Origin of the sequence: Spirillospora sp. NPDC052269, assembly GCF_040679435.1 — a bacterium.
In the GTDB taxonomy this organism is placed as follows: Bacteria; Actinomycetota; Actinomycetes; order Streptosporangiales; family Streptosporangiaceae; genus Spirillospora.
Genome location: NZ_JBFAUU010000015.1, coordinates 180,631 through 194,018, shown reverse-complemented (window position 1 = coordinate 194,018; position 13,388 = coordinate 180,631). Strand labels below are relative to the sequence as shown.

The 13,388-nt window shown below is 73.6% G+C and carries 9 protein-coding genes and 1 tRNA gene; 5 read left to right on the top strand and 5 right to left on the bottom strand.

The genetic code is table 11. The features are described from left to right. Positions 1–7 precede the first annotated feature (7 nt). From selB to AB0L06_RS30365, 3 genes are all read right to left on the bottom strand, one after another. Positions 8–1,777, bottom strand: coding sequence for a selenocysteine-specific translation elongation factor (gene selB / locus AB0L06_RS30375; protein ID WP_500234539.1), 1,770 nt, complete (start codon positions 1,775–1,777; stop codon positions 8–10). Continuing rightward, positions 1,777–3,204 carry an L-seryl-tRNA(Sec) selenium transferase gene (selA, locus tag AB0L06_RS30370; protein ID WP_500234538.1) on the bottom strand — a complete coding sequence of 476 codons (1,428 nt, stop codon included), beginning with the start codon at positions 3,202–3,204 and terminating at the stop codon, positions 1,777–1,779. The genes selB and selA overlap by 1 nt, the downstream gene beginning before the upstream one ends. Positions 3,205–3,291: 87 nt before the next feature. Beyond that, entirely contained in the window at positions 3,292–4,029 is a 738-nt protein-coding gene (locus tag AB0L06_RS30365; protein WP_500234537.1) for a MarR family winged helix-turn-helix transcriptional regulator, read from the bottom strand. 120 nt (positions 4,030–4,149) lie between these two features. On the opposite strand from AB0L06_RS30365, the gene AB0L06_RS30360 reads away from it, so the two are divergent. Further along, positions 4,150–5,628 carry an MFS transporter gene (locus AB0L06_RS30360; RefSeq protein ID WP_500234536.1) on the top strand — a complete coding sequence of 493 codons (1,479 nt, stop codon included), beginning with the start codon at positions 4,150–4,152 and terminating at the stop codon, positions 5,626–5,628. Positions 5,629–6,178: 550 nt separating this feature from the next. Then, a complete protein-coding gene (locus AB0L06_RS30355) occupies positions 6,179–8,113 on the top strand; it encodes a propionyl-CoA synthetase (protein WP_500234535.1) in 1,935 nt (644 codons plus the stop codon). A gap of 18 nt (positions 8,114–8,131) precedes the next feature. Here the strand turns inward: AB0L06_RS30355 and AB0L06_RS30350 are convergent, their stop codons facing one another. After that, complete coding sequence (locus AB0L06_RS30350; RefSeq protein WP_500234534.1) at positions 8,132–8,404, bottom strand: GlsB/YeaQ/YmgE family stress response membrane protein; 273 nt, start codon at positions 8,402–8,404, stop codon at positions 8,132–8,134. 181 nt (positions 8,405–8,585) lie between these two features. Beyond that, on the bottom strand, positions 8,586–10,088 hold the full coding sequence (locus AB0L06_RS30345; RefSeq protein WP_500234533.1) for a peptide MFS transporter: 1,503 nt from the start codon (positions 10,086–10,088) through the stop codon (positions 8,586–8,588). Between the two features lie 169 nt (positions 10,089–10,257). On the opposite strand from AB0L06_RS30345, the gene AB0L06_RS30340 reads away from it, so the two are divergent. The 3 genes from AB0L06_RS30340 to AB0L06_RS30330 all read left to right on the top strand — a co-directional run bounded on the left by AB0L06_RS30340 (position 10,258) and on the right by AB0L06_RS30330 (position 13,280). Next, entirely contained in the window at positions 10,258–12,093 is a 1,836-nt protein-coding gene (locus tag AB0L06_RS30340; RefSeq protein ID WP_500234532.1) for an AMP-dependent synthetase/ligase, read from the top strand. Between the two features lie 19 nt (positions 12,094–12,112). Beyond that, positions 12,113–12,205 (top strand) — tRNA-Sec (locus tag AB0L06_RS30335). Between the two features lie 76 nt (positions 12,206–12,281). Beyond that, positions 12,282–13,280 (top strand): GlxA family transcriptional regulator, encoded by a 999-nt coding sequence (locus tag AB0L06_RS30330; RefSeq protein ID WP_500234531.1) that lies wholly within the window; start codon positions 12,282–12,284, stop codon positions 13,278–13,280. The last annotated feature ends 108 nt before the right edge of the window (positions 13,281–13,388 follow it).

The window sequence follows — 13,388 nt, the reverse complement described above, 5'->3', positions numbered from 1 at the left end:
CGGCTGGTCAGGTGCCTGCGGCGTCCTCGGCTGCGGGGACGCGGTGGCCTTCGGGGAGGCGTTCGGTGCGGCCCTGGCGGTGGAGGTGTTCGAGCAGCGCGATGGTGACGCGGCGTGGCGCGTCGAGGGCCTCGCGGGCCTGGCCGACGGTGAACGGCTGCGGGAGTTCGTGCAGGACCCGCAGTGCGGCGCGGTCGCCGCCGGGGAGCAGGACGACGTCGCCGGGGAGGCGGAGGACGGCTCCGGCGCGTTCGGCGACGGCGAGGATCGGCGGGGTCAGGCCGATCTCGCCGAGCCGGTCGGCGGTGGGGGCGCGGAAGGGGGTGGTGGCGAGGTCGGCGCGGAGGCGGTCGACGGCGGCGACGACGGGGGGTGGGAGGCCGGGTCCGTGGACGCGTCCGGCGTCGAGGCGGAGTGGGGGGCGGACGAGGGCGGTGACGAGGTCGCGGGCGGGGAGGGAGAGCCGTAGGCGGGCGGTCTCGACGGGCAGGCCGGGGGCGAGGGGCCGGTCGGCGGCGTGCCGGGCGGCCTCGTCGGCGAGGCGGCGGTGGAGGGCCTCCCAGTGGGCGGGGTCGGCGAGCCAGTCGCCGTCGAGGGTGACGGCGCCGGGGGGTGGTTCGCAGCCCATGACGGTGAGGTCGGTGCGGCGCAGGACGCCGTGGCGGCGGAGGACGTGGGCGCCGTCGGGGCGGTCGGGCCAGGTGGCGAGTTCGCGGGCGCGTTCGGTGCCGGCGCCGCGGCGGACGAGGGTGGGCGGCCGGACGTCGAGGACGCTGACTCCGGCGACGGCGCGGCGTCCGGGGTCGCGGAGGAGGGCGGTGTCGCCGATGTGGAGGGCGAGGCGGTGGTTGAGGGTGAGGCGGGCGGTGTCGGGTCCGAGGGGGCGGAGGCGGACGGGGACGGCGGCGGAGCCGATGTGGAGGGTCATCTGGCGGGCGAGGCGTCCGGAGGCCTCGCCGAAGTGGGTGCGGACGTCGACGGTGGTGGCGGTGGTCCAGGCTCCGGGGGTGACGAGGGCCATGCCGCGTGCGACGTCGTCGCGGGGGATTCCGCGGAGGTTGAGGGCGACGCGGGCGACGCCGGTGGCGTTGTCGACGCGTTCTTTGGTGGTTTCGACGGCGCGGACGCGGACGCGTCGTCCGGCGGGCATGAGGAGGAGTTCGTCGCCGGTGCTGATGGTGCCGGCGGGGAGGGTGCCGGTGACGACGGTGCCGCTGCCGGGGACGGTGAAGGCGCGGTCGATCCAGAGGCGGACGGGGGTTTCGGGGTCGGGGATGGGGAGGCGGGAGGCGAGGCGGTCGAGGGCGGCGGTGAGTTCGGGGACGCCTTCGCCGGTGGTGGCGCTGACGGTGACGGCCTCGGCTGCGGCGAGGCCGGTGGTGGCGAGGCGGGTGCGGGCCTGGCGGAGGGCGTGGCGGGGGTCGGCGAGGTCGGCGCGGGTGACGGCGAGGACGCCGTGGCGGACGCCGAGGGCGTCGAGGGCGGCGAGGTGTTCCTCGGTCTGGGGCATCCAGCCTTCGTCGGCGGCGACGGTGAGCAGGACGGCGGGGACGGGGCCGACGCCGGCGAGCATGGTGGTGACGAAGCGTTCGTGGCCGGGGACGTCCACGAAGGCGAGGCGGGTGCCGGAGGGCAGGTCGGTCCAGGCGAAGCCGAGGTCGAGGGTGAGGCCGCGGCGGCGTTCTTCGGCGAGGCGGTCGGGTTCCATGCCGGTGAGGGCGTGGACGAGGGTGGATTTGCCGTGGTCGACGTGCCCGGCGGTGGCGACGACCTGCATCAGTTCCCTTCCGTGGCGGCGTTCGGGACGGCAGGCGGTCCGGTGGGCGCGTCGGGGTCGGTGTCGGGGTGGGTGGGGGTGAGGGCGGTGAGCACGGTGGCGTGGAGTTCTTCGTCGTCGTCGGGGTGGAGGGATCGGAGGTCGAGGAGGAGGCGGTCGTGGTCGAGGCGTCCGATGACGCGGGCGGCGCGGAGGGCGGGTTCGGTGGCGGCGGGCAGGGACACGGCGTGGCTGGGCAGGGGGACGCCGGGGGCGCCGCCTCCTCCGACGACGGCGGTCGTGGTGGTGACGTGGGCGTCGGTTCCGGGGAGTCGCGTGGTGAGGGCGGCGGCGAGGGTCTCGGCGCGTCGGCGCAGGTCGCGGGTGTCGGCGTCGAGCATGGCGCGGACGGGTGGGACGGGTCCGCGGAGGGTCGCCTCGAGGGCGGCGAGGGTGAGTTTGTCGACGCGCAGGGCGCGGTAGAGGGGGTGGCGGCGCAGGCGGGTGAGGAGGGCGGGGTCGCCGAGGAGGAGGCCGGCCTGGGGGCCGCCGAGGAGTTTGTCGGCGGACGCGGTGACCAGGTGCGCGCCGTCGCGGAGGGCGGTGCGCGCGTCGGGTTCGTCGGGGAGGGCGGGGTGGGGGGCGAGCAGGCCGGAACCGATGTCCACGATCAGGGGGACGCCGAGGGTGGCGAGCTCGTTGACCGGTGGGGCATAGGTGAAACCCTCGATCGTGAAGTTGGAGGGGTGGACCTTGAGGACGAATCCGGTGTCGGGGCCGATGGCGGTGGCGTAGTCGGCGGTGGTGGTGCGGTTGGTGGTGCCGACCTCGCGGATGCGGGCGCCGGTGGCGGTGAGCAGGTCGGGGAGGCGGAAGCCGTCGCCGATCTCGACGAGTTCGCCGCGGCTGACGATGATCTCGCGGCCGGTGGCGAGGGCGGTGGCGGCGAGGGTGAGCGCGGCGGCGTTGTTGTTCACGATCTGGACGTCGGCGCCGGGTGGGCAGGCGTCGCGGAGGGCGGCGAGGGCGCCGGCGCCGCGTGGTCCGCGGTGTCCGGTGGCGAGGTCGTATTCGACGTCGGCGCATCCGGTGGCGGCGGTGAGGGCGTCGCGGGCGGCGGGCGACAGTGGGGCGCGGCCGAGGTTGGTGTGGAGGAGGACGCCGGTGGCGTTGAGGACGGGCCGGAGGGTGGTGGCGTGGTCGGGTAGGGCCGCGAGGACGGCTGTGACCAGGTCTTTCGCGGCGAGTTCGCCGGTGCGGACGCGTTGCTGGGCGTCGGTGACGGCCGTTTTCACGAGGCGTCGGCCGAGTCGGTGGAGGGCGTCGTGAAGAGCGGGGTCGGCGAGGACGGCGTCCGTGCGCGGGACGGTGCGGCGGGGGTCGCCGGTGGTCGCCGTGGCGGCGCGCGGGCCGTCGGCGGGGGTGGGGGTGTGCGGCCGGGGGTCCACCGACATCACCCTAGGGAGGGTGGACCGGTCTAGGAAGTCAACCCGGCCCGCACTGTGAGACGAATGACATCGGCGGGATTCGGGATGTCAGCGTGCCTCGGCCGTGGCAGGGGTGTCGGCCCGGCCGCCGGCGGGGGCTGCGGGGCGGCCGGTGGCGGGGGCTGCGGCCCGGTCGGTGGCAGGGGTGGCAGGCCGGTCGGTGGCAGGGGTGGCGGGCCGGATGGCGGCGGGGGTGGCGGGCCGGTCGCTGGCAGGGGCGGCGGGCCGGATGGCGGCGGGGGTGGAGGCGGGGTCGGCGCAGCGGCCGCCGGTGGCGTCGGAGTGGGCGACGAAGTCGTCGACCATGCGGTGGACGAGGCGGGCGAGTTCGCGCAGCTCGTCGGGTGACCAGCCGGTGAGGGCGTCGTTCATCCAGGTGCGGCCGACGGCGCGGATGCAGTCGACGGCGTCGCGGCCGGTGTCGCTGAGCCGGACGCGCTGGGCGCGGCGGTCGTCGGGGTCGGGGACGCGGTCGACGTAGCCGGCGCGTTCGAGGCGCTGGACCTGGCGGGTGACGTGGGGGGCCTCGACGACCAGGCGGGCGGCGATCTCGCTCGGGCGCATCGGCCCGTCGTTGTCGGCGAGGAGGCGGAGGAGCGGGACGGCGGCGCGGTCGACGGCGATTCCGGACTCGGCGACGAGGCGGTCGTGCTGGCGTGCGCGGGTGAGCAGGTGCGCGACGCGGGTGAGCGCCCGTTCGATCTCCATGATCTCGTCGGCCGCCGGGGGGGCCGGGGCGTCCGTGGTCGCCGGAACGGCCTGGTCGGGGCGCTGCGGGGAGGTCATGTGACTCACCTTACAACCTAGTTGCTTAACTTAAGTAAGTATAATCGCCCGGTCGGACGAACCACTCCCCCCGGGCGCGCTCCCCAGGCGCCCCCCGAACCACGGAAGGCCACGACCTCCATGACCCGCGCCACCGCGGCGCCGCCCGGCACCGCCGAGCGTTCCGCTCCCCCCGCCCGCACCGGGCTCGTGCTGTTCGCACTCGCCATCGCCGGGATGGTGGTGTCGGTGCAGCAGACCCTCGTCATCCCGCTGCTGCCCCGGCTGATGCGGCACTTCGACGTCTCGGTCACCTCGGTGACCTGGGTGTTCACCGCGTCCCTGCTGGCCGGGGCGGTCGCCACGCCGCTGCTGTCCCGGTTCGGCGACATGTACGGCAAGAAGACGATGATCCTGCTGGCGATGGGGCTGCTCACCATCGGCTCGGTGGTCTGCGCGCTGTCGTCCTCGCTCGCCGTGCTGGTCGCCGGGCGGGCGCTGCAGGGCGTGTCCTCGGCGATGATCCCGCTGGCCATCGGCATGATCCGCGACACCTTCCCCCGGGAGAAGGTGACGACCGCGATCGGCCTGGTCAGCGCGACCATGGGCGTCGGCGGCACCGCGGGCATGATCGTCACCGGGCTGATCGCGGACCGCACCGAGAGCTACCGGCCGGTGTTCTGGATCGCCGCCGGGCTCGCCGCGGCGGGCATGGTCCTGGTCGCGGTCGCCGCGCAGGACCGGGGCGCCCGGCACGGCGGACGGCCCGACCTGGTCGGCGCGGTGCTGCTGGCCGGGTTCCTGGTCAGCCTGCTGCTCGGCATCAGCGAGGGCAACGCGTGGGGCTGGACGTCCGGGCGGGTGCTCGGGCTGTTCGCCGCGGCGGTCGTGCTGTGCGCGGTGTGGGCGGTCGTCGAGCTGCGCGTCCGGGAGCCGCTGGTGCGGCTGAACCTGCTGGTCGGGCCGAAGTCGCTGACCGCGAACGTGGCGTCGATGCTGCTCGGCTTCTCGATGTTCGCGGCGTTCACGCTGATCTCCAACTTCGTCCAGTCCCCCAAGGACAAGATCGGGTACGGGCTCGGCGGGTCGGTGCTGGACGTCGGCCTGTACATGCTGCCGAGCACGGTCACGATGCTGGTCTTCTCCGCCCTGGCCGGACGGCTCGCCGCGCGCCTCGGCCCGGCGTTCACCCTGGCGATCGGGTCGGTGTTCGCGGGCCTCAGCTACGTGTGGCTGGCGGTGTCGAACGAGCACGTGTACGACGTGCTGGCGTTCAGCGCGATCCAGGGCATCGGGTTCGGCGTGGCGTACGCGGCGCTCGGGACGCTGGCGGTCCAGCACGTCCCGATGAGCCAGAGCGGCATCGCGTCCGGCATCAACTCGCTGGTCCGGACGGCGGGCGGCAGCATCGCGGGCGCGGTCACGGCGTCGGTGCTGACCAGCCGCGTCATCCCGCACACCCCGGTCCCGACGCTGGACGCCTACGTGCTGTGCTTCTGGATCGTCGCGGCGGGCGCGGGCCTGGCCGCCGTGGTGGCGCTGTTCCACGGGCTGCGGCACGGCGCGCACCACCACCCGGAGGAGACGACGGCCTCGGTGGTCGTCGACGCGAAGGACTGACGCCTCCGCCCGGCCTCCCGCCGACCCCGCGCACGACCTCCTCGGGCCGCGTCCGCATCGGACGCGGCCCGAGGCGTTCGCAGGGGCCAAGGCACGTTCCCAGGACTCCCTGCGTTCAGGGACACGGGCCGCGGCCGGAGGCGTTCCCTGGGTCCTGGAGGCACGTTCCGAGGCGTTCCCCGTGTTCTCTGCCGCGCAGCCGAAGCCGTTCCCGGGTTCCCTGCTGCGCGGCCGGAGGCGTTCGCTGGGTTCCGGCGGCGCGGGCCGAGGTGTTGCCGGGGTTCCGGTGGCGGGTCGTGAGGGTTCCTTGGGTTCCCCGTGGCGCGACTCGAGGTGTTCTCGGGTTCCGGTGGCGCCGCCGCCGGGGTTGCGGTCGTCCGATGGTGCGGCCGGAGGGGTTTCGGTCGTCCGGTGTGCGCCCGGCGCGGCGATGGCGACTGATCACCCTGGCCGGACGGTGTGGGGCCCTTGACGAGAGGCGTCCGGGCCGTCCCTTATAGGGAGGCGCCCCGAAACAAGCTTTGGGGCCGGGGAGCCGACGGAGGACGACATGGGCGCTTACGCCGCTGCGTTCGAACGCAGCATCTCCGACCCCACGCGCTTCTGGGGGCTGGCGGCGCGCGACATCCGCTGGCTGGTGCCGCCCGACCGGGTTCTGGACGACGGCGCCCCGCCGTTCTACCGGTGGTTCACCGGTGGCGAGTTGAACACCTGTGACAACGCCCTGGACCGGCATGTCGAGGAGGGTCGCGGCGACCAGCCCGCGCTGATCTACGACTCCCCCGTGACCGGGACCGTCCGGACCTACACCTACCGGGAGCTGACCGACCAGGTCGCGCGGTTCGCCGGGGCGCTGCGCGCGCAGGGCGTGGACCGGGGGGACCGCGTCGTGGTCTACCTGCCGATGATCCCCGAGGCGGTCGTCGCGATGCTCGCGTGCGCGCGGATCGGGGCGGTGCACTCGGTGGTCTTCGGGGGTTTCGCCGCGCCGGAGCTGGCGGCGCGCATCGACCATGCCCGTCCGAAGGCCGTGGTGTCGGCGTCGTGCGGGATCGAGGGGTCGCGGCTGGTCGCCTACAAGCCGCTGCTGGACGAGGCTCTGGAGTTGGCGTCCCACAAGGTCGAGCGGTGCGTGATCCGGCAGCGTCCGCAGCTGCACGCCGATCTGACGCGTCCGCGCGACGTCGACTGGGACGAGGCGGTCGCCGCGGCCGCCCCGGTCGGGTGCGTGCCGGTCGCCGCGACCGATCCGCTCTACATCCTCTACACGTCCGGGACAACGGGCCGTCCGAAGGGCGTCGTCCGCGACAACGGCGGGCACGCGGTCGCGCTGCGCTGGTCGATGGAGAACCTGTTCGGGGTGGGGCCGGGCGACGTGTTCTGGGCGGCGTCCGACGTGGGATGGGTCGTCGGGCACTCCTACATCGTGTACGCGCCGCTGCTGACGGGCTGCACGACCGTCCTGTACGAGGGCAAACCGGTCGGTACGCCGGACGCGGGGGCGTTCTGGCGGGTGGCGGCGCGGCATCGGGTGAAGGTGCTGTTCACGGCGCCGACCGCGATCCGGGCGATCAAGAAGGAGGACCCGGACGGGCGGCTGCTGGCCCGGCACGACCTGGCCGCGCTGGACACGCTGTTCCTGGCGGGTGAGCGCCTCGACCCCGACACCTACCACTGGGCGGCGCGGATGCTGGGGCGTCCGGTCGTGGACCACTGGTGGCAGACCGAGACGGGCTGGCCGATGGTGTGCAACCCGCGCGGGCTCGAGCCGCTGCCGGTCAGGCCGGGGTCGCCGTCGGTGCCCGTCCCCGGCTACGACGTGCGGGTGCTGCGGCCGGACGGCTCGCCGGCCGCGCCGGACGAGGAGGGCGACCTCGTCGTCCGGTTGCCGCTGCCGCCGGGCACGCTGCCGACGCTGTGGCAGGACGACGCGCGGTTCGTCGAGTCGTACCTGACCCGGTTCCCCGGCCACTACCTGAGCGGGGACGGCGGGCGGATCGACGAGGACGGCTACGTGTGGGTGATGGGCCGCACCGACGACGTGGTGAACGTCGCCGGGCACCGGCTGTCCACGGGCGTGATGGAGGAGGTCGTGGCGTCGCACCCGGCCGTGGCCGAGTGCGCGGTGATCGGCGTCCGGGACGCGGTGAAGGGCCAGGTGCCGCGCGGTCTGGTGGTGCTCAAGAGCGGCGTGGACACCGCGCCGGAGACGGTGTGCGCGGAGCTGGTCGCGATGGTCCGGGAGCGGGTGGGACCGGTCGCGTCGCTGAAGGAGGTCACGGTGGTGGCGGCGCTGCCGAAGACCCGGTCGGGGAAGATCCTGCGGGGCGTGATGCGCGGGATCGCCGACGGCCGGGACGTCCCGGCGCCGTCGACGATCGAGGATCCCGCGGTGCTGGAGGAGCTCCGGCCCGTCCTGCGCGGCTCCGGCCCCGGCACGGACCTCGGGCCCGCCGCGTCCCCCGGGGCCGGTGCGAGCTCTTAGGGCCGGATCCGGTTCCGGCTAGTGCTGCGAGGTCCTCTTGGGCCAGAAGGACGCCACCAGGTAGACGCCGATGACGGCGAACACGATCTGGAACAGGGTCTCCCAGAAGTTCCAGCCGCGGGTGTGCAGGCCGAACAGGTGGGCGACGCCGGTGCCGAGGAACGCGGCGATGATCCCGACGACGATGGTGAGCCAGATCGCCATGTGCTGCTTGCCGGGCACGATCAGGCGGCCCAGCCCGCCGATGATCGCCCCGAAGATGATCGCGGTGAAGAATCCCCCGATGGTCATGTCCGCTCCTCCGGTGGAGAATGGTCCCGCTCCGTAGCGGAACCGTCACAGATCAGATACCCCGCGAAGGATCATTGACACGACCCGCGATCATCCGGCGGCGGGACGGCGACGGCCGCCGCCCGCGGTCGTTCCCCGACCTCGGGCGGCGGCCGTCGGAGCCGTCCTGGGGCGGGTCGCCTCAGTGCCGGGTGGTGATCAGCTCGCGGCCCTCGCCCATCAGCCGCCGCAGCGTCTTGACGAACAGGAAGAGCAGCACACCCGCGGCGACCGAGAACAGGCCGAGGACCAGGAAGTAGGTGACGTCGCCCCAGACGTGCTGGAGCCGCGCGACCTGGCCGCCGACGGCGTCGCCCGCGGCGGCGGCGAGGAACCACACGCCCATCATCTGGCTGGCGAACGCGGCCGGGGCGAGCCGGGTCGTGACCGACAGGCCGACGGGCGACAGGCACAGTTCGCCGAGGGTCTGCAGCAGGTAGACGGCGACGAGCCAGAGCAGCGACACCCTGACCGTCCCGCCGTGGGTGGCGTGCGAGGCCAGGGACATGACGACGAACGACAGGCCGCTCAGGACCAGCGCGACCCCGAACTTCATCCCGGTGGACGCGCGGTTGCCCAGGCGCAGCCACAGCCAGGCGAAGAACGCCGAGAAGCAGATCACCAGGATCGGGTTGATGTTCTGCGTCCAGGACGCGGGCATGTCCCAGCCGAACACGCTCAGGTTCACGTTGTCGTTGGCGAAGATGTTCAGCGGCCCGGCGGCCTGGTCGAAGATCATCCAGAAGAGGGCGGCGGCGAGGAACAGCCACACGTAGGCGCGCAGCTTCACGCGCTCGGCCGCGGTGACCTCGTGGCTGCGGAACATGTAGCCGAAGTAGAGCGCCGGGACGACGATCGCCAGGATCGTCAGGGCGACGGTCACCGAGTCCACGCTGAGGGTGCCGGTGGCGATCGCGATCAGGACGATCGCGACGACGACGGCGGCGACCGCGGCGAGGATGCGCAGGAACCGGGTCCGCTCCTCCGGGGTGAGGCGGTGGCCGGGCTCGTCGCCGACGCCCTGCAGGTGCTTGCCGCCGAGGATGTACTGGACGAGGCCGAGGGCCATGCCGATCGCGGCGGCGCCGAACCCGAGGTGCCAGTTGATGTTCTGGCCGAGATAGCCGACCACGAACGGGGCGAGCGAGCCGATGTTGATGCCCATGTAGAACAGCGAGAACGCCGAGTCGCGGCGGGCGCTGTCCTCACCCTTGTAGAGCTTGCCGACCATCGTGGAGATGTTCGGCTTGAGCAGGCCGGTGCCGACGATGATCAGCGCGAGGCCCAGGTAGACGAAGCCGGACCCGGCGGGGATGGCCATCGAGATATGGCCGAACATGATCACGAACCCGCCGACCAGGACGGCCTTGCGGGCGCCGAGGATCCGGTCGGCGACCCAGCCGCCGGGCAGGGCGACGAAGTAGACCATCGACATGTAGACGCCGAGCAGCGCCTTGGCCGTCCCCTCGGCCATGCCGAGGCCCGACTCGGCCGGGGGCGCGATCAGGAACAGGACCAGGATCGCGCGCAGCCCGTAGAAGCTGAACCGTTCCCACATCTCGGTGAAGAACAGCGTGGCCAGCCCCCACGGGTGGCCGAAGAAGGTGCGCCCCCCGGGAGAGGGTTCCGACGTCGTTGTCGCCATGCGGTTTCGTTGTCCCCCCACAGTCGCCGCGACCGGCACGACCGGTCCTCACCGGCACTCCTCGCGGAACGTACCCGTGTGATCGCGGAATGAAAGACCGGACAAAAGAGTACTCCGGTGACATATGTGCAGAATCCGACCTTGATCGAGGCGTGTTTCACATGATCCGATGGCCGTCTGCAAGTACTTACTGACGAGCGGGGGCGCGATGAGCACGATCTGCACGGCGCTGGCCGGCACCGCCGGACGGCACGGCGACCTGCCCGCCTACTCCGACCGGGTGGACGGCGCGTGGCGGACCCGCACGTGGTCGGAGTTCCGCGACGACGCCCTGGTGGCCGCCGCCGGGTTCGCCGCGCTCGGCCTGGCGCCCGGCGACGTGGTCGCGCTGATGATGCCGAACCGGTCCGAGCACGTCCTGGCCGACCTCGGCGCGGTGCACGCGGGCGGCGTCCCCACCACCGTCTACGCCACCCTCGCCGCCGACCAGATCGGGTTCATCGCCGCCGACTGCGGCGCCCGCCTCGCCGTGCTGGACGGGCGCGACCAGCTCGACCGCTGGCTGCCCGTCCTCGACCGGCTGCCGGACCTGCGGCGCGTCATCGTCGTGGACGCCGACGCCTGCCCGTCCGGCGACCGGTTCCTGACCTGGGACGCCTTCCTGGACCTCGGACGCGACCGCCTCGCCGCGGACGCCGCGGGCGTCGAGGCCCGCTGGCGCGCGGTCCGGCCGTCCGACACGCTGACCCTGCTCTACACCTCGGGCACCACGGGCGAGCCGAAGGGCGTGCTGATCACGCACGCCATGGCGCTCGCCGAGACCGCGATGGTCGACGCCGCCTCGATCCTGCCCGAGCACAACGCGGCGATCTCCTACCTGCCGTTCGCGCACATCGCCGACCGGGTGCTCAGCTACTACCAGGCGATCCGGCGGGCCGCGCACGTCCACTTCTGCCCGGATCCGGCGCAGCTCACGACCGTCCTGCGGGACGTCCGGCCGCACGGGTTCTTCGGCGTGCCCCGCGTCTGGGAGAAGATCATGGCGGGGATCCAGGCCGTCCTGGCGGCCGAGCGGGACGAGGGCAGGCGGCGGGCCGTCGAGGCGGCGCTCGACGCCGGACGCGCCCACGTGACCGCGCAGGAGCACGGCAACGTCCTCACCCCCGAGATCGAGGAGGCGTTCGCGCGCGCCGACGCGGCCGTCCTGGCGCCGATGCGCGGGCTGCTCGGGCTGGACCGGGTCGTCCAGGCGTCCAGCGCGGCCGCGCCGCTGCCGGTGGAGGTGGCCCGGTTCTTCGCCGGGCTCGGCCTGAAGATCTTCGACGCCTACGGGATGACCGAGACGACCGGCGCGGTCACCGCCAACCTCGACGACCGCTTCAAGCTCGGCACCGTCGGCCGCCCGTTCCCGGGGGTCGAGCTCCGGCTGGACGACGACGGCGAGATCCTCGTCCGCGGCGCGACCGTCACCCCCGGCTACCTGGGCCGTCCGGACGCGACCGCCGGCGCGTTCACGCCCGACGGGTTCCTGCGCACCGGCGACATCGGCGCCCTGGACGCGGACGGCTTCCTGCGCGTCGTCGACCGCAAGAAGGAGATCATCATCACGGCGGGCGGCGAGAACGTCGCCCCGTCCCTGGTCGAGAACCTCCTGAAGGAGCACCCGCTGGTCGGGCAGGCCCTCGCGTTCGGCGACCGCCGCCCCCACCTGGTCGCCCTCATCACCCTGGACGCCGAGGTCGCCCCCGTCTGGGCCGCCGCCCACGGCGTCGACGCCACCGACACCGCCGCCCTCGCCGAGCACCCCCTGGTGCTGGAGGAGGTCGGGCACGCCGTCGCGGACGCCAACACGCGGCTGGCCCGCGTCCAGCAGGTCAAGCGGTGGCGGCTGCTGTCCGCCGAGTGGACGGCCGAGTCCGAGGAGCTCACCCCCACCCTGAAGCTGCGCCGCCGCGTCGTCCACGCCAAATACGCCGACGCGCTCGCCTCCCTCTACACCCCCTGACACCGCTAGGCTCCCGCCCGGAGGCGGATGAGCGCCTGGTGGCCTCCCCTGCCTTCAAAGCAGGTGGTCCCGAGGACCTCGGGACGGCGGGTTCGATCCCCGCCCGCCTCCGTCCCCCAGCTCCGCCCGCTTCGGGCGGAGATCTGCCGTTTTGAGATCTTCGCAGGTCAGATCCATAATCTCTGCTCATGAACCGCCTCTCCCCCGCTCGGCGCAGGGTCGCCCTCCTCGTCTTCGACGGGGTCAAGCTGCTCGACTTCGCGGGGCCCGCGGAGGTGTTCGTCGAGGCGAACCAGTCCCTCGGGGGCGGCTACGAGATCGTCCTGCTGTCCGCCGACGGACGCGACGTCATGACCTCGATCGGCGCGCGCGTCGGGGTGTCGGGCGCGGCGTGCGACGCGGGCGACTTCGACACGGTGATGGTCCCGGGCAGCGAACTGCCGCCCGGCGCGTTCGTCACCCCGCAGGTGAAGGAGGCCGCGGCGTGTCTGGCCCGGCGCACCCGCCGGCTGGCCTCGGTCTGCAGCGGCGCGTTCGTGCTGGCCGACCTGGGCCTGCTCGACGGGAAGCGCGCGACGACCCACTGGAAGTTCACCGCCGACCTCGCGCGCCGGTATCCGGCGGTCACCGTCGAACCGGACTCCATCTTCGTCCGGGACGGCCGCACCTACTCCTCGGCCGGGGTGGCGGCGGGCATGGACCTCGCGCTGGCCCTGGTGGAGGAGGACCACGGGGCGGACGTGGCCCGGCGAGTCGCGCAGTCCATCCTGGTGTACATGCAGCGGGCGGGCGGCCAGTCGCAGTTCTCGGCGTCGCTGCGCGGGCCGGTGCCGCGCAGCCCCCTCGTCCGGGACGTCGCCGACCTGATCCGCGCCGATCCCGCGCGGCCCTACACGGTCGCCGGGCTCGCCGCCCACGCGCGGGTCAGCCCGCGGCACCTGACCCGGCTGTTCCGCGTCGAGCTGGAGCGCTCCCCGACCGAGTTCATCGCGGAGATGCGGTTCGAGCGGGCCACCGAGCTCCTGGACGCGGGCCACTCGGTCACCGAGACCGCCGAGCTCGCCGGGTTCGGCAGCGCGGAGGGCATGCGCCGCGCCTTCGTGAACCGGCTGGGCATCTCGCCGAAGAAGTACCAGCAGCGGTTCCGGTCGACGGGCGACGGACGCGGCCGTCCGGCACACGTCTGACGGCGTCCGAGCCGGTCGCGGCTCGGGGGAACGTCCGGCATGTCCGATAGCGGGCCTGGCGTGTCCGATGAAGTGGGGTATGTCTGACAGCAGGGGTTTCGTGGCCTG

Excerpts from the sequence above, each read along its gene's own strand:
- selB (WP_500234539.1), bottom strand. The coding sequence starts at position 1,777 with ATGCAGGTCGTCGCCACCGCCGGGCACGTCGACCACGGCAAATCCACC.
- AB0L06_RS30365 (WP_500234537.1), bottom strand. The coding sequence starts at position 4,029 with ATGACCTCCCCGCAGCGCCCCGACCAGGCCGTTCCGGCGACCACGGAC.
- AB0L06_RS30360 (WP_500234536.1), top strand. The coding sequence starts at position 4,150 with ATGACCCGCGCCACCGCGGCGCCGCCCGGCACCGCCGAGCGTTCCGCT.
- AB0L06_RS30355 (WP_500234535.1), top strand. The coding sequence starts at position 6,179 with ATGGGCGCTTACGCCGCTGCGTTCGAACGCAGCATCTCCGACCCCACG.
- AB0L06_RS30350 (WP_500234534.1), bottom strand. The coding sequence starts at position 8,404 with ATGACCATCGGGGGATTCTTCACCGCGATCATCTTCGGGGCGATCATC.
- AB0L06_RS30345 (WP_500234533.1), bottom strand. The coding sequence starts at position 10,088 with ATGGCGACAACGACGTCGGAACCCTCTCCCGGGGGGCGCACCTTCTTC.
- AB0L06_RS30340 (WP_500234532.1), top strand. The coding sequence starts at position 10,258 with ATGGCCGTCTGCAAGTACTTACTGACGAGCGGGGGCGCGATGAGCACG.
- AB0L06_RS30330 (WP_500234531.1), top strand. The coding sequence starts at position 12,282 with ATGAACCGCCTCTCCCCCGCTCGGCGCAGGGTCGCCCTCCTCGTCTTC.